Raw genomic sequence first — 15,910 nt, forward strand, 5'->3', positions numbered from 1 at the left:
GCTATTTAAATGGGCGTGATAAAGGTTGTGCTATCGCCGCGCCCCGATCCCGGTCGCTTTAATCAGCGTCGGTGAGCTTGTCGCGCAAGTCTTCCAGCTGCGCCTTCAGAGCGCGCAATTCGTCCGGTTCGCAGTGGCTGGCACAGGCCACCGCCTCGGGAATCGCCTCGGCCCGGCCACGCAGGGCCCGACCGGCGTCGGTGAGCCGCACCTCCACCCGCCGCTCGTCCTCGGCGGCGCGCCGGCGTTGCAGCAGGCCGGCGCTCTCCAGGCGCTTCAGCAGAGGCGTCAGGGTGGCGGAATCCAGAAACAGCCGCTCGCCGATGGCCGACACCGACTGCCCGTCCCGCTCCCACAGCACCATCATTACCAGGTATTGCGGATAGGTCAGACCCAGCTCGCGCAGCAGCTTGCGGTAGACCTTGGTCATCGCCAGCTGGGTGGAGTACAGCGCGAAGCACAGCTGCAGATCGAGCCGCAGCAGGGAGTCCGGGGTGTCGGTGTCGTCAGTCATGGCGAGCATGATTACATAGCGCGCTATTCAATAGCAAGAAAGTATTGCGGAGCCCGTGGCGCGCGACGTCACCCGCGCCCCGCTCAACCGCCCCGCCCCTGCCAGCGACCCGGCGTCGTACCGAAGACCTGGCCGAACGCGTCGATGAAGGCGCTGGTGGTCTGGTAGCCGCACTCCAGGGCCACGGTGGTCACCGGCAGACCGATGGCCAGGTGTTCCAGGGCGCGCAGCAAGCGGGCGCGCTGACGCCAGGCCTGAAAGCCCAGCCCGGTTTCCCGGGGGAACCGGCGCGACAGGGTGCGCGGCGACAGGCCGGCCAGGCCGGCCCACTCGGCCTGGCCACGCCGGTCCGCCGGGTCGCGCAGCAGGGCGTCGGCGATGCGCGCCAGCCTCGGGTCCCGGGGCATGACCAGCCCCAGGGGCGCGCCGGGTAAAGCTCGGATTTCGGCGGCGATCACCGCCACCAGCGGATCCCGCTCCGGCGCCCAGGCCCGTTCATCCCAACCGGCCACGCGCTTCACCGCCTCCATGAGCAGGCCGGAGACGCGCAGGATGCAGGGTTCCGCCGGCAACCCCTGGCACAGCGCTTCGTTGATCAGCATGGCCCAGCCGCCGAACTGCCCGTGGGGATCGAGGCCGTGCTCCTGGCCTGGCGGAATCCAGATAGCGTGCAGAGCGGGGACCGCCCACCGGATGTCGCCGGTGTGCACGGTCAACAGCCCCTCCGTGGCGCCGCAGAGCTGCCCTTCCCGGTGCTGATGCACGCCGGCGGCGCGGGCCTCCCGGCTGGCCTGGGATTTATCCCAGAGCCGGGCCAGCAGAGGGCCCTGCACGGACGGGAAGGTGCCGCTGCCTCCGGTCGGGGACATCTTTGTCCAGCTCATCTTGGCGCTTTTCCGATATTGAATGGCTTTTATACGGTATTTCAGTCAGGCGCTCGCGGCTAGTCTGGATTACCCCCCTGATTCCCGGCCCCGACTGAAGGAAACGACAATGCAAGCCAACGATATTCTTTCCGATCAAAAGAACAGCCTGGAGCGGAACGGCACGGTGATCCGCGAAGGGTCCGAGGGGGCCTTGCTGGCCAATGCCCGCCCGCGGCTGGATCCGGCCACCGACAGCGACCGGGAGGCGGGCCATGAATCCGAATGATTTTCAGGTGCACGACATCGCCGACTTTCCGCTGGTGCGGTTGATGCCCGAGGGGCTGCCGGAGGGCTACGCGGTGCAATGGGAAGCGGAGCTTGAGGCTTTGATCGGGCAACCCGAGCCGTTCGTGATGGTGGTCGCCGCCCTCCGGGGTGAACACCGGGAAGCCCATGAGGACCGTAAACGGCGCTCCCTGTGGATGAAGCGCAACCGGGACACCCTGGCACGCCGCTGCCGGGGCATGGTGGCGGTGGAGCCGGATACCGGCAAACGAATGATAATGCAAACGCAAAGCGCGGCCCTGGCGGGCCTGTTCAAGGTGCCACTGCGAATCGTGGCCACCACCGAGGAAGCGGACCGGCTGGCCCGGGCCTTCCTCGGCGGCGCCGACGACGGTTAGCGCTGGCGTTCGATCAGCATGGCGACGCCCTGCCCCACGCCGATGCACAGGCTGACCAGGGCGTAGCGGCCGTCGATGCGCTCCAGCTGGCGCAGGGCGGTGAGCGCCAGGCGGGTGCCGGAGGCGCCCAGGGGATGGCCCACGGCGATGGCGCCACCGTTGGGGTTGAGGCGCTCGTCGTCGCCTTCCAGGCCGAGCTGTTTGCAGCAGCCCAGCACCTGGGCGGCGAACGCCTCGTTGATTTCGATCACGTCCATGTCGGCCAGGGTCAGGCCGGCGCGGTCCAGCACCTTGCGGCAGGCGCCCACCGGGCCCAGGCCCATGATGCGCGGCGGCACGCCGGCCACGCCGCCGGCGATGATACGGGCGCGCGGGGCGATGCCGGCTTTTTCGCCGGCGGCGCGGGAGCCGATGATCAGGGCGCCGGCGCCATCGTTGACGCCGGAGGCGTTACCGGCGGTGATCACGCCACCTTCCACGATGGCCGGCAGTTTGGCCAGCTTCTCCAGGTCGGTGCCCGGGCGCGGGTGCTCGTCCTCGGACACCGACAGCGGCGGCTTCTTGCGGCCCTGGGGCACTTCCACCGCCTGGATTTCGCCCTGGAAGAAACCGTCCACCCGGGCCGCTTCGTAACGGCGCTGGGACTGGGCCGCGTAGGCGTCCGCCTGCTCGCGGGTAATGCCGAGCTCGGCGGCCACGTTCTGGGCGGTCTCCGGCATGGTGTCGCGGCCGAACTGCTTCTCGATGGCCGGGTTCGGGAAACGGGCGCCGATGGTGCTGTCGTACATGGGCATGTTGCGGCTGTAGGGCGATTCCGCCTTGGCCATCACGAAGGGCGCCCGGCTCATGGACTCGGCGCCGGCGGCGATCACCAGCTGGCCTTCGTCCACGGTGACCATGCGCGCCGCGTCCAGGGTGGCGGCCAGGCCGCTGCCACAGAGCCGGTTGACGGTGAGCCCGGCCACCGACTCCGGCAGACCGGCGAGCAGACCGGCATGGCGGGCCAGGTTGCGGGCGTCTTCACCGGCCTGGTTGGTGTTGCCGGCCACCAGGTCCTCGAAGTCTTCCGGGGCGAACGGGTTGCGCGCGATCAGGGCACGGATCACACCGGCCAGCAGGTCGTCGGGGCGCACCGGCGCGAGGGCGCCGGCATGGCGACCGAACGGCGTGCGCAGGCCGTCATAAATATAGGCGTCGAGCATGGAGAGGTCCTCGAATCGGGGCAAGACGGACGCGCGGCGCGACCGCCATAAAAAAGGGTGATAGTCCGCATAGCGGAACGTTATTCCGAAACTTGACGGAAAGAATAGGTCGTGACAGAGTGCGATGCAAGCCGCCGGCGACCCACCGGTCATGCCTCCGGATGAACCGACCTCCAGATTAACCAATAAGACAGAAGAGCCCCATGATTCGCGACCAGGAAGTGCTCAATCAACTCGTCGACACCATCGGCCGTTTCGTGCGCGACCGCCTGATTCCGGCGGAGCAGACCGTGGCGGAAAACGATGCCATCCCCGAAGAGATCGCCAATGAAATGAAGGAAATGGGCCTGTTCGGTCTGTCCATTCCGGAAGAGTACGGCGGCCTCGGCCTGACCATGGAAGAGGAGGCCCTGGTGGCCTTCGAGATCGGCCACACCTCGCCGGCGTTCCGCTCCCTGTTCGGCACCAACAACGGCATCGGCGCCCAGGGCATCCTGATCGACGGCACCGAGGAACAGAAGCGCAAGTACGTGCCCAAGCTGGCCACCGGCGAAGTGATCGGCTCCTTCTGTCTGACCGAGCCCGATGTGGGCTCCGACGCCGCCAGCCTGAAAACCCGGGCGGACAAGGACGGCGACCACTATGTGCTGAACGGTACCAAGCGCTACATCACCAACGGCCCGGAAGCCGGCCTGTACACGGTGATGGCGCGTACCGATCCGGACAACAAGGGCGCCGGCGGCATCACCGCCTTTATCGTGGAAGGCGACACCCCGGGCCTGATCCGGGGCAAGCCGGACGTGAAGATGGGCCAGAAAGGTGCCCACGTCTGCGACATCACCTTCGACAACTGCCGGGTGCCCGCCGAGAACATCATCGGCGGCAAGGAAGGCCAGGGCTTCAAGACCGCCATGAAGGTGCTCGACCGGGGCCGTCTGCACATCTCCGCGGTGTGCGTGGGCGTGGCCGAGCGCCTGATCGAGGACGCGCTGAAGTACGCCATGGAACGCAAGCAGTTCGGTCAGCCCCTGGCCGACCATCAGCTGATCCAGGCGATGCTGGCCGACTCCCGCGCCGAAGCCTTCGCCGGCCGCTCCATGGTACTGGAAGCGGCGCGCAGCAAGGACGCCGGCAGGAACGTCAGCCTCGACGCCTCCTGCTGCAAGCTGTTCTGCGCGGAAATGGTGGGCCGGGTGGCCGACCGGGCGGTGCAGATCCACGGCGGCGCCGGCTACATGGCCGAGTACGCGGTGGAGCGCTTCTATCGCGACGTGCGTCTGTTCCGGATCTACGAGGGCACCACCCAGATCCAGCAGATCGTGATCGCTCGCGGCATGGTACGCGACGCGCAATAGCAAGCTGCAAGCGCGCGGCTTTTAGCCGACCTCCATCGCGACTGAAGTCGCTCCTACAAACTCCCAGTAGGAGCGACTTCAGTCGCGCCCCCCCTCCCCCAGCCGATTTATACAATGCCCCGCCCATACCGACCGGTATGCTAGGCCGTATGATAGAAAACGCCATCGCGCTCCTCGCGGCGTACCCGGCCGGTGGCGTGCAGGCAATTAAGGTGGGCGATGCTTTCGCCCATGGCGAACATCAGCTGGTGGTTGTCCAGTTCACGTTTGAACAGCACCGGCAGCAGATCGAAGGCGGTCAGGGGCCGTTCGCCGCAGGCCGCGCGGGCGGCGTCCAGTTGCTCGTCGTGATGGGCGCACAGGTCATCGATGCGCGGGTGCAGGCCGCGAAACGGCAGGCCGTGGGCGGGCAGCACCAGGGTGTCTTCGGGCAGCGCGGCGCGCAAGGCGCGCAGGGAGTCCACGAAGTCGGTGACCGGGTCGTCGTCCGGTTCATGGGCGCGCACGGTGAGGTTGCTGGAGATGCGCGGCAGCACCTGGTCGCCGCTGATCAGCAGCCGGTCCCGTTCCCGGTACAGGCAGGCATGCTCCGGCGCATGACCCCGACCGATATGCACCTGCCAGGCATCGCCGCCGATCTCCAGGCGGTCGCCGCCGGCGATCAGGGTGGGCGACGACGGCAGCGGACCCAGCACGCGCCGGTAGACATTGCCGCGCCCGGCCAGGGCCTCGAGGGCGTCGGCGGGCAGGCCGTGGCGACCGAACAACTGGCGGAAGCCCTCACCCACTTCGTCGTCGCTGGCCTGGTGCAGCCGGCGGGTAAGCGCCCACTCGCCGCCGGTCATCCATACCGGCGCCTGGAAGGTTTCCGCCAACCAGGCCGCCTGGCCGACATGGTCAGGGTGATAGTGGGTGACCAGGATGCGCCGGATCGGCCGGCCTTCCAGGGCGTCGTCGAAGGCCGCGCGCCAGACGTCGCGGGTACCCGCGGACCCGAAACCGGTGTCCACCAGGGTCCAGCCGTCACCGTCCTCGATCAGCCACAAATTGATGTGATCGAGCGCGAACGGCAGCGGAAAATACAGCCAGTGAACGCCCGGCGCCACTTCCCGGCGGGTAGCCGGGGCCGGCGGTTCATTGAAAGGATGTTGAAGCACAGAACTCATAACGGGACACTCTTATTCCGCAGCGGGCGCGGCAACGCGCCCACCATTCAGTAGTTTTTTGGCAGGGAGAATAACGATGCAGGCGTGGCGGATTCAAGACGACCACACTTTGAAACTGGACCACACCGAATCGCCGGAGCCCGGCGTCGGGCAGGTCCGCGTGAAGGTGGAGGCGGCCGGCGTGAACCGGGCCGATATCATGCAGGTGCAAGGGCTGTACCCGGCGCCGCCGGGGTTCGACAACAGCGTGCCCGGCCTGGAATACGCCGGCGTCATCGACGCCGTGGGCGACGGCGTGATGAAGCGCAAGGTGGGCGACCGGGTGATGGGCCTGATCCCCAGCGGCGCCTACGCCGGCCAGGTGGTGGTGCATGAGCGCGAAGCGCTGACCCTGCCCGACGAACTGAGTTTCGCCGAAGGCGCCACCCTGCCGGAGGCGTTTCTCACCGCCTACCGCGGCCTGTTTCTGGAAGGCGGCCTGCAACCCGGCCAATGGTGTCTGATCCGCCCGGCCACCGCCGGCGTGGGCCTGGCCGCCACCCAACTGGCCAGTACCCTGGGCGCGCGCCCCATCGGTACCAGCCGCGATCTGGACAACCTGGCCACCGCCCGCGACATGGGTCTGCTGGAGGCGGTGGTGGAAGACGACAACCTGCCCGACCGGCTGCTGGAGATCACCGGTGACGGCGTGGCGGTGATGCTGGACATGGTCGGCCCGGACTGGAAGAACCTGCTCAAGGGTCTGCGCATCGAGGGCAAGCTGGTGATGCTCAGTGCCCTGGCCGGCGCCACCACCGAGCTGAACCTGCGCGCGCTGATCGCCCGCCGCCCGACCATGATGGCCCTGACCATGCGCAGCCAGCCGCTGGAAAAACGCATCGCCATCGCCGAGGTGTTCAACGACCGGCTGGCGCCGCTGTTCGCCAACGGCCGCCTCAAGCCCCTGCCCCTGAAGAGCTTCCCGTTCAGCGACGCGCAAGCGGCGCACACGCACATGGTCGAGGACAGCTTCAGCGGCAAACGGGTTTTGGTTAACGGCTAGCCTGAGGCTTGTAGCCGGATTTTCCATAAGTTCAACACTGTTGTTATATTAATGAAACACTATTTCACAACAAACGAGGTGCCGCAATGACCGAAGCAACCGCTCGCCAGAGCACCATGAGTCACGAAGAGTGGGAGGTTCGTAAGGACCTGGCCGCCGCCTACCGTCTGGTGGCGCTGTACGACTGGGAAGACCTGGTGTTCACCCATCTGTCCGCCCGCGTACCGGGGCCGGAGCATCACTTTCTGATCAACCCCTACGGCATGCTGTTCGACGAGATCACCGCCTCCTCCCTGGTGAAGGTGGACCGGGACGGCGAGATCGTCGATCCGGGCGCCACCAACCGGGTCAACCCGGCCGGCTTCACCATCCACAGCGCCGTGCACATGGCCCGCGAGGAAGCCGGCGCGGTGCTGCACCTGCACGCCCCGGACGGCGTGGCGGTGAGCGCTCACAAGGACGGCCTGCTGCCGCTCAGCCAGACCGCCATGCTGTGCCTGGACCATATCGCCTTTCACGACTATGAAGGCGTGGCGCTGAACCTGGACGAACGGGAACGGTTGATCCACGATCTGGGCGACAAGAACATGATGCTGCTGCGCAACCACGGCACCCTGACCGTGGGCCGCGACGTGGGCGAGGCCTTCACCTATATGTATTTCCTGATGAAGGCCGCCGAGATCCAGGTGCGCACCCTGGGCCAGGGCGAACCCTACCTGCCCTCCCAGCAGGCCATCGACACCACCTCCGAGCAATCCAAACAGCTCGGCATGGCCAGCAAGCTGACCTGGCCGGCGCTGCTGCGCAAGCTGGAGCGGATTGGCAGCGATTACGCTACCTGATCCGGGGCCGTTGATCGCGACTGAAGCGGAGTGCCGCCCAGTCGCGATTCCCCTCTTCCTCAGGCGCGCATGCGCAGCGCCGCCAGCATGGTTTCCAAACGCGGCACGGCGACATCGTGCTTCTGGGCGATGGCCACCACGTTGCCGAGAATGGCATCCAGTTCGATGGGCCGGTCGTTCAGATAATCCAGCGCCATGCTGTTCTTGTAGGCCGGCATCTTGCGGGTGCCTTCGATGTTGCTGTCCGGCAGTTGCGGCGGCAGCGGGTAGCCGTCGGCGGCGGCGGTGGCCATCACCTCGTCCATCAGTTCACGCACCAGTTTCTCGCCGCCCGGCGCGTCCAGCATGGTCAGGGTGTCGGCGCCGTTGGCCAGCACCGAGAGCGGGTTGAAGGGCGTGTTCCAGACGCACTTGAGCCAGCGCTCTCGGACCACGTCGTCGGCCAGCTTGATGTCGATGCCACCGGCCACGAACAAATCCCGCAGCGCTTCACAGTGCGCGTCGGCACCCTTGGGAAAACGCCCCATCACCAGCCGGCCATAGGCGTTATGCTTGATGCGACCCGGCCCCTGGCGGCTCACCGCCACGAACGCCAGACAGCTGATGATCGGGTTGTCCGGGTAGGCGTCCGCCAGTTCCCGCTCGATGTCCAGGCCATTCTGGATCAGCACGATGCGGGTGCCCTCCCCCACCCAGGGTTTGACCAGGGCGGCGCGGTCGCTGCCGGGCAGCACCTTGGTGGCGAGGATCACATAGTCCGGCACCGCGTCCGGCGCATCGCCGTCCTTGTACAGGTGGTCCGGCGTCCAGGAAATGTCCCCCAGCGGGCTTTCAAACTGAAAGCCGTTGGCCTTGATGGCGTCGTATTCGGAGCGCACCACGGCGCTCACGGTGCAGCCGGCGCGCTTGAGGATGGCGCCGTAGAAGCTGCCGATGGCGCCGGCGCCGATGATCAGGGCATGGGGTTGGGAATCGGTCATCAGGATTTCTCCGCGTGCAAACGTCGCTCGCCCCGGCGCAGCGCGCGCAGGGGCCAGAAGCCAAGAACGAAAACAATGAACAGCATCAGATAGGCATCGTCGAAGCCCACCTCGAAGGCGCGGGGGTGGCCGGCCTCCGGGTAAGCCTGCCAGTACCGGTCGGAAAAGAATTGTACGCAGATGGCGCACAGGTTGATGCCCAGGGCACCACCGATCTGGCGGCCGAAATTGATGATGCCGGAGCCCTGGGAAATCAGCGCCGGCGGCAACATCATCAGGCTGCCGGTGGTCACCGGCGGCATCATCAGGCCCATGGCCAGCCGCGCCAGCACCGCCCAGGTCACCAGCCAGACGCCGGCGGTGGTCGGGTCGGCGGCGCGCATCAGCACCATGCTGGCGATAAAGAACAGCAGGCCGGTGGCCACCAGACCGGTGAGCGGCATACGGTCGGTGAGGTAGCCGACGAACGGGAAGATGAACGCCATGGCCAGCCCGGCGGGCATCAGCATCAGCCCGGAGGCCGAGGCGCTGAACCCGGACACCTGCTGAAAATACAGCGGGAACATATAGGTGGAGGCGAACACCCCGGCGCCGATCGCCATGGACAGCAGAAAGCCGCCGCCGAAACCGGGGGTGGCGAACACCCGCAGGTCAAACAGCGGATGGGTGGCGCGCCGTTGCCAGAGCACGAAGGCGATCAGCAGCAGCGGGCCGCCCACCAGGGCGCTGAACAGCCACGGCTCCAGCCAGCCGCGCCGCAGACCGGAGGCCATCGCCCACAGCGTGGCGGTGAGCCCCAGGCTGAGCAGGGCCAGGCCGGCCCAGTCCAGACGGGGCGCTTCCGGCTCCCGGTGGTTGGGCAGAAAGGCGCGCCCCAGGGCCATGGCCACGGCGCAGGCCGGCAGCACCACGAAGAAGGTGGCGCGCCAGGACCAGGCGTCCACCAGCAGGCCGCCCAGGGCCGGCGCGATGGCCGGCCCCAGGATCACGCCCATGCCATAGATGCCCATGGCCTGGCCGCGCTTGTGCAGCGGGAACACCTGGAAGATGGTGATCATGGCCAGCGGCTGGATCATGCCGGCCATCACCCCCTGGATCACCCGCGCCAGCACCAGCACCGGAAAACCGTTGGCGAAACCGCCCAGCAGGGAAGCGGCCACGAACACGCCCATGGCCAGCAAAAAAGCGCCACGGGAGCCAAACCGGGCCACCGCCCAGGCGTTGAGCAGCATGCCCACGGTCATCGCCGCCAGAAAGCCGGTGGCGAGCCAGTGGACCTGGTCCTGCTCCAACGCGTATTGGGTCATGATCGACGGCACCGCCACATTGATGATGGTGGAGGCCAGCACCACGGACAGGGTGCCGAGCATCACCGTGACGGTGGCGAACCATCGATAACGGGGGCCGTGGCGCTCGAACAGACGCGCCACCGCCGGATTGTCGGACATCGGGAAACCGTCAGTTCTGGGTCGGGTCGTCGCCGACGCGCACCAGCAGCTTGCCCCGGTTCTTGCCCTGCAGCAGGCCCTGGAAGGCGCTCACCGCGTTGTCCAGGCCGTCCACCACGTCTTCCTGATACTTGACCTTGCCGTCGCGGATCCAGGCGCTCATGTCGCGTTGGAAATCCGGACCACGGTGGGCGTAATCGAACTGGATAAAGCCCTTGATCAGCAGACGCTTGACCAGCACCTTGCCCATGAAACCGGGCAGACGGTCCGGGCCCTGGGGCTGCTCGGTGTCGTTGTAGTGGGCGATGCGGCCGCACACCGGAATCCGGGCGAAGTCGTTAACCAGTTCCATCACCGCGTCGAAGGTGTCGCCACCCACGTTTTCGAAGTAGACGTCGATGCCGTCCGGGCAGGCTTTTTTCAACTGATCGCGGAAGTCCGCGTCCTTGTAGTTGACGCAGGCGTCGAAGCCGTAGGCGTCCACCACGTGCTTGCACTTGTCCTCGGCGCCGGCCACACCGACCACGCGGCAGCCCTGGATCTTGGCGATCTGACCGACCACCTGGCCCACCGCGCCGGCGGCGGCGGACACCACCACGGTTTCGCCTTTCTGCGGCTTGCCGATCTCGGCCAGGCCCACGTAGGCGGTGAAGCCGGGCATGCCGAGCACACCCACGGCGGTGCTGATCGGCGCCTGGGCCGGGTCCAGTTTGCGCATCATTTTCGGGTTATTGACGGAATACTCCTGCCAGCCACCCGGGCACAGCACATAGTCGCCCTGCTTGAAATCGCCGCTGCGCGATTCCACCACCTGGCCCACGGTGGCGCCTTCCATCACGGCGCCTTCTTCCACGCTGGCGGCGTAGGACTTGGCGGCGCTCATGCGGCCGCGCATGTAGGGGTCCAGGGACAGGTAGATGGTGCGGACCAGCACCTGGCCCTCGCCCACTTCCGGGACGCTGCCTTCCTGGAGTTGCAGATTGCTGTCGTCGGGCATGCCGACCGGGCGTTTGGCGAGAATAATCTGGCGATTGACGGTCATGGTGCTCTCTCCCGATAAATTTGTTATTCGTGACAAACCGTAGGAGCGACTTCAGTCGCGATTGGCAAGGCGGTTGATCGCGACTGAAGTCGCTCCTACGGAGAATTAGGACAACTAAAAAGGGCGGCCCGCGGGCCGCCCTCTTTGGTTACGCCGCGTGGTCGTCCACGTCGATCAGCGTTTCCAGAACACCCAGATGGTATTCCCGGTCGCCGAACCAGTGGTCGATCATCACGATGCGCTTGGCGTAATGGGAAACCGGGGTTTCTTCCATCATGCCCATGCCGCCGAACAGCTGGATTGCTTCCTCGGCCACCTTGCGGCCGGATTTGCCGACCTGGGCCTTGGCCGCGGAGATGCGCTTCTTGCGCAGGTCCGCCGGGGCGTCCAGGCTGCAGGCCGCCAGCATGGTGATGGAGCGGACCTTTTCCAGCTCCATGCGCATTTCCACCATGCGGTGCTGCAGGGCCTGGAACTTGCCGATCGGCACGCCGAACTGCTGGCGTTCCTTGATGTAGTCCAGGGTCTGGTCGCAGGCCACTTCCATGGCGCCGGCGGCTTCCGCGCACAGGGTGATCAGCGCCAGATCCAGGGTCGCTTCCAGGGCGTCGATGGCCTGGCCTTCCTCGCCCAGCAGGGCGTCGCCGTCCACCTTGACGTTGCTCAGGGTGATCTCGGCGGCGCGCAGGCCGTCGATGGTGGCGTAGCCCTTGCGGGTCACACCGTCCGCGTCGGCGGGCACGATAAAGGCGCTCAGGCCGTCCCGGTCACCGGCGTTGCCGGCGGTACGGGCGATCACCACCAGCTGGTCGGCGCTGTCACCGTGCAGTACCACGGCTTTCTCGCCGCTCAGCACGTAGGCGTCGCCGTCTTTCTTGGCGCTGGTGCCGACCACGGTGTGGTCGTAGCGGCCCTGGGGCTCGTAGGCGGCCAGGGCGAAGCGGGTTTCACCGCCGATGATGGCGGCCACCCACTGCTCTTTCTGGGCGTCGTTGCCGAGCTTGTCGATCAGGGTGCCGGCCAGAACCACGGTGGCCAGGTAGGGCTCCACCACCAGACCGCGACCGAACCCTTCGGCCACCACCATCAGTTCCGGGCCACCGCCGTTGAAGCCACCGGCTTCCTCGGAGAACGGCACGCCCAGCAGACCCAGCTCGGCGAACTGGTTCCACATGTCGGTGCTGAAGCCCTGATCGGACTCCAGGATCTTGTTGCGCGCGTCGAAGGTATAGGTGTCACGGACCAGACGACCCACGGTCTCTTCGAGCATGCGCTGCTCGTCGTTGAGTTTGAAATCCATGTTCGCGTCTCCTTACAGACCGAGAATCATCTTGGAGATGATGTTCTTCTGAATTTCGTTGGAGCCCCCGAAGATGGAGAGCTTGCGGAAGTTGAAGTAACGGCTGGCCACGGAGGCGGCGAACTCCGGTCCCACATAGGGGCCCTCGAAATCACCGGCCAGTTCCTCGGGGAGGAACGGCAGCGCATGGGGTCCGGCGGCGCGGCGGAACAGATCGGTGATCTCCTGACGCAGCTCGGTGCCCATGATCTTCAGGAAGGAGCTTTCCGCGCCGGGCACGCCACCGGCCTCGGCGGCCGCCACGGTGCGCAGGTTGGTCATCTCCAGGGACATCAGCTCCATCTCCACGTCGGCCAGACGGGCGCGGAAGTGGGGTTCCTCGATCAGCGGCTTGCCGTTGACCTGCTGCTCGCGGGCCACCTTCTTGAGGTGCGCCAGGGCCGCCTTGGAACTGCCCACGCCGGCGATGCCGGTACGCTCGAAGGTGAGCAGGTACTTGGCGCAGGTCCAGCCTTTGTTTTCCTCGCCGACCAGATTCTCCACCGGCACCTTGACGTCATCGAAGAACACTTCGTTCACTTCGTGCTCGCCGTCCAGGGTGATCAGCGGACGCACGGTGATGCCTTCGCTCTTCTCCATGTCGATGAGCAGGAACGAAATGCCTTCCTGTTTCTTGGCGTCCGGGTCGGTGCGCACCAGGCAGAAAATCATGTTGGCGTGCTGGCCCAGGGTGGTCCAGGTCTTCTGACCGTTGACGATGTAGTGATCGCCTTCGCGCACCGCGCGGGTCTTCAGGCCGGCCAGGTCGGAGCCGGCGCCGGGCTCGGAGTAGCCCTGGCACCACCAGTCGTCGCTGCGCAGGATGCGCGGCAGGTAGTGGTCCTTCTGCTCCTGGGTGCCGAACTTGATGATCACCGGGGCGACCATGTTGACGCCGAACGGCAGTACCGTGGGGGCGCCGGCTTCCGCGCACTCTTCCTCGAAGATGTGCTTCTGGATCGGGCTCCAGCCGGTGCCGCCGTGTTCCTTCGGCCAGTGCAGGGCCAGCCAGCCCTGCTCGTTGAGAATCTTCTGCCAGCGGACCGTGTCTTCCTTGCCCAGGCGTTTGTGTTCTTTCACCTTGCGGGAAATATCCGCCGGCAGCTTGTCGTTCAGGAAGCCGCGCACTTCGTCGCGAAAGGCGCGCTCTTCCGGGGTGTAGTTGATATCCATAGTGTCCTCTCTCTAGCAGGGCTCAGCCGTAAAAGCCTTTGCCCTCGTTGGCCAGCTTCTCGAGCAGCGCGGCCGGCTTCCATACGTCGTTGCCGGTTTCCTTGTGGAACTGGCTGACCTTGTCGTGAATGGTCTTCAGGCCCACGGAGTCGGCCCAGAACAGCACGCCGCCGCGGTACACCGGGAAGCCGTAGCCGTAGATCCAGATCACGTCCACGTCCAGCGGGCGGGCGGCGATGCCCTCCTCCAGGATCTTGGCGCCTTCGTTGACCATCACGTACATGCAGCGCTCCAGGATTTCCTGGTCGCTGACCTCACGGGACTGAATGCCGTTTTCATCACGGAATTTGGCGATCAGGGCATCGACCTGCTCGGAGGGCACCGGGGTACGGTCACCGTCCTTGTAGTCGAACACACCGGCCTGGGTTTTTTGACCCAGACGGCCCTGCTCCACCAGTTCATCGGTCCAGTTACGCGGCGGCGCGTTGTCGGGATCTTCCTTACGCAGCTCTTCGCGAATGCGGTAACCCACGTCCATACCGGCCAGGTCGGACATGGCGAACGGGCCCATCGGGAAGCCCAGATCGAACAGCACCTTGTCCACCTGGGCGGGGCTGGCGCCTTCGTTGACCAGCTGCACCGCTTCCGCCTGACGCTTGTGCAGCATGCGGTTGCCGACGAAGCCGTGGCACACGCCCACCAGCACGCCGACCTTGCCGATGCGGCGGCTCAGGTCCATGACGGTGGCGATCACGTCATCGGAGGTCTTCTCGCCGCGCACGTTCTCCAGCAGCTTCATCACGTTGGCCGGGCTGAAGAAGTGCATGCCCATCACGTCCTCGGGACGCTGGGTGAAGGCGGCGATGCGGTTCACGTCCAGGGTGGAGGTGTTGGTCGCCAGGATCGCGCCCTTCTTGCAGACCCGATCCAGCTCGCTGAACACGGCTTTTTTCACGTCCATGTTCTCGAACACCGCCTCGATCACCAGGTCCACGTCGGACAGATCATCGTAGCTGAGCGTGGGCTGGATCAGCGCCATGCGCTGCTCCACCTGCTGCTCGGTGATGCGGCCCTTCTTGGCGGTGTTCTCGTAGTTCTTGCGGATCACCGCGATGCCTTTCTCCAGCGCGTCTTCCTTCACCTCCAGGATTTTCACCGGGATGCCGGCGTTGGCGAAGTTCATGGCGATGCCGCCGCCCATGGTGCCGGCACCGATCACCGCCACCTGGTTGATCTCGCGCTTGGGGGTGTCCTTGGGCAGGCCGGGCACCTTGGCCACTTCCCGCTCGGCGAAGAACACATGGCGCTGGGCACGGGATTCCGGGCTCACCAGCAGCTCGGCGAACAGTTCACGCTCGCGCTTCATGCCCTCGTCGAAGGGCAGCTCCACCGCCGCCTGCACCGCCTTGATGCAGTGGAACGGCGCCTTGAAGCCGCGCTGCTTGCGGGCGATGGATTTCTCGAAGTTGCTGAACAGGTCCGGATCTTCCTTCTTGGCCTGCAGATCGCGGATGCGACGCAGCGGCGCGTTGTCGGCGGCCAGCTTGCGGGCATAGGCCAGGGCGCCTTCCAGCAGGTCACCGCTGACGATCTCGTCGACGATGCCCAGGGCCAGGGCGTCCTTGGCTTTCACCGGGTTGCCGGAGACGATCACCTCGAGGGCCTTCTGGGCGCCGATCAGACGCGGCAGGCGCTGGGTGCCACCGGCACCGGGCAGAATGCCCAGCTTCACTTCCGGCAGGCCGACCTTGGCGGAATCCAGCGCCACGCGGTAATCGCAGCCCAACGCCACTTCCAGCCCGCCGCCGAGGGCGGTGCCGTGGATGGCGGCGACCACCAGCTTGTCGCTGACTTCGTACTCGGCGACCACGTCCGGCAGGGCCGGGCCCTGGGGCGGTTTGCCGAATTCACGGATGTCGGCGCCGGCCGGGAAGGTGCGGCCTTCGCCGATCACCACCAGGGCCTTGGCCTGGTCGTCCTGGAGCCCCTGGCGCAGACACTCGGTCAGCCCCTGGCGCACGCCCTGCCCCAGGGCATTCACCGGCGGATAATTAACACTGATGACGCCGATGTCGCCTTCCAGACGGTAGCTGACTACCTCGCTCATGATGCCTCCTTCAGCGGACGGCCCCGGAAATGTCTTTTTTCGCCATGTTTCCGGCGTCTCCGGCGGCCTTGAAAAGGGTTAAAGTGCAGGCCCACCAGTATAGGAAAAACGGGCCTTTTATCAATAATTTGAAATTTAGTTTTGTCTAGCG

The 15,910-nt window shown here is 66.0% G+C and carries 15 protein-coding genes; 5 read left to right on the forward strand and 10 right to left on the reverse strand.

From position 1 onward, the window contains the following. Nucleotides 1-58 precede the first annotated feature (58 nt). Both ACLD0W_RS11960 and ACLD0W_RS11965 read right to left on the reverse strand, forming a co-directional pair. Nucleotides 59-514 (reverse strand): MarR family winged helix-turn-helix transcriptional regulator, encoded by a 456-nt coding sequence (locus ACLD0W_RS11960; protein ID WP_410307710.1) that lies wholly within the window; start codon nucleotides 512-514, stop codon nucleotides 59-61. Nucleotides 515-597: 83 nt separating this feature from the next. Further along, a complete protein-coding gene (locus ACLD0W_RS11965; RefSeq protein ID WP_410307711.1) occupies nucleotides 598-1,383 on the reverse strand; it encodes an AraC family transcriptional regulator in 786 nt (261 codons plus the stop codon). Between the two features lie 124 nt (nucleotides 1,384-1,507). Between ACLD0W_RS11965 and ACLD0W_RS11970 the strand changes: the two genes are divergently transcribed. Then, nucleotides 1,508-1,666: a hypothetical protein gene (locus ACLD0W_RS11970; protein ID WP_410307712.1), complete on the forward strand. Its 159-nt coding sequence runs from the start codon at nucleotides 1,508-1,510 to the stop codon at nucleotides 1,664-1,666. Beyond that, the gene (locus ACLD0W_RS11975) at nucleotides 1,653-2,063 is read left to right on the forward strand and encodes a GntR family transcriptional regulator (protein WP_410307713.1); all 411 of its coding nucleotides are present in this window, start codon (nucleotides 1,653-1,655) and stop codon (nucleotides 2,061-2,063) included. Before ACLD0W_RS11970 ends, ACLD0W_RS11975 begins: the two co-directional genes overlap by 14 nt. Here ACLD0W_RS11975 and ACLD0W_RS11980 read toward each other — a convergent pair. Further along, nucleotides 2,060-3,265, reverse strand: a complete 1,206-nt coding sequence (locus ACLD0W_RS11980) for a 3-oxoadipyl-CoA thiolase (RefSeq protein ID WP_410307714.1) — start codon at nucleotides 3,263-3,265, stop codon at nucleotides 2,060-2,062. The two genes, ACLD0W_RS11975 and ACLD0W_RS11980, sit on opposite strands and share 4 nt — an antisense overlap. Nucleotides 3,266-3,468: 203 nt before the next feature. On the opposite strand from ACLD0W_RS11980, the gene ACLD0W_RS11985 reads away from it, so the two are divergent. Continuing rightward, a complete protein-coding gene (locus ACLD0W_RS11985; protein ID WP_410307715.1) occupies nucleotides 3,469-4,620 on the forward strand; it encodes an acyl-CoA dehydrogenase family protein in 1,152 nt (383 codons plus the stop codon). Between the two features lie 140 nt (nucleotides 4,621-4,760). Here ACLD0W_RS11985 and ACLD0W_RS11990 read toward each other — a convergent pair whose 3' ends face one another. Then, complete coding sequence (locus ACLD0W_RS11990) at nucleotides 4,761-5,786, reverse strand: MBL fold metallo-hydrolase (RefSeq protein ID WP_410307716.1); 1,026 nt, start codon at nucleotides 5,784-5,786, stop codon at nucleotides 4,761-4,763. Nucleotides 5,787-5,862: 76 nt separating this feature from the next. Between ACLD0W_RS11990 and ACLD0W_RS11995 the strand changes: the two genes are divergently transcribed. Beyond that, the gene (locus ACLD0W_RS11995) at nucleotides 5,863-6,828 is read left to right on the forward strand and encodes a zinc-binding dehydrogenase (RefSeq protein ID WP_410307717.1); all 966 of its coding nucleotides are present in this window, start codon (nucleotides 5,863-5,865) and stop codon (nucleotides 6,826-6,828) included. A gap of 86 nt (nucleotides 6,829-6,914) precedes the next feature. Beyond that, nucleotides 6,915-7,670, forward strand: a complete 756-nt coding sequence (locus ACLD0W_RS12000; protein WP_410307718.1) for a class II aldolase/adducin family protein — start codon at nucleotides 6,915-6,917, stop codon at nucleotides 7,668-7,670. Nucleotides 7,671-7,729: 59 nt separating this feature from the next. Here ACLD0W_RS12000 and ACLD0W_RS12005 read toward each other — a convergent pair whose 3' ends face one another. The 6 genes from ACLD0W_RS12005 to ACLD0W_RS12030 form a co-directional block, all read right to left on the reverse strand. Beyond that, nucleotides 7,730-8,650 (reverse strand): ketopantoate reductase family protein, encoded by a 921-nt coding sequence (locus tag ACLD0W_RS12005; protein WP_410307719.1) that lies wholly within the window; start codon nucleotides 8,648-8,650, stop codon nucleotides 7,730-7,732. Next, complete coding sequence (locus ACLD0W_RS12010) at nucleotides 8,650-10,098, reverse strand: MDR family MFS transporter (RefSeq protein ID WP_410307720.1); 1,449 nt, start codon at nucleotides 10,096-10,098, stop codon at nucleotides 8,650-8,652. Before ACLD0W_RS12010 ends, ACLD0W_RS12005 begins: the two co-directional genes overlap by 1 nt. A 10-nt stretch (nucleotides 10,099-10,108) precedes the next feature. After that, nucleotides 10,109-11,140, reverse strand: coding sequence for an NADP-dependent oxidoreductase (locus tag ACLD0W_RS12015; protein ID WP_410307721.1), 1,032 nt, complete (start codon nucleotides 11,138-11,140; stop codon nucleotides 10,109-10,111). 148 nt (nucleotides 11,141-11,288) lie between these two features. Beyond that, a complete protein-coding gene (locus ACLD0W_RS12020; protein WP_410307722.1) occupies nucleotides 11,289-12,440 on the reverse strand; it encodes an acyl-CoA dehydrogenase family protein in 1,152 nt (383 codons plus the stop codon). Nucleotides 12,441-12,452: 12 nt separating this feature from the next. Then, nucleotides 12,453-13,652, reverse strand: a complete 1,200-nt coding sequence (locus tag ACLD0W_RS12025; protein WP_410307723.1) for an acyl-CoA dehydrogenase family protein — start codon at nucleotides 13,650-13,652, stop codon at nucleotides 12,453-12,455. Nucleotides 13,653-13,674: 22 nt separating this feature from the next. Next, nucleotides 13,675-15,759, reverse strand: coding sequence for a 3-hydroxyacyl-CoA dehydrogenase NAD-binding domain-containing protein (locus tag ACLD0W_RS12030; RefSeq protein WP_410307724.1), 2,085 nt, complete (start codon nucleotides 15,757-15,759; stop codon nucleotides 13,675-13,677). Between the last annotated feature and the right edge of the window lie 151 nt (nucleotides 15,760-15,910).

The organism is Alloalcanivorax sp. C16-1, assembly GCF_046507805.1.
Lineage (GTDB): Bacteria > Pseudomonadota > Gammaproteobacteria > Pseudomonadales > Alcanivoracaceae > Alloalcanivorax.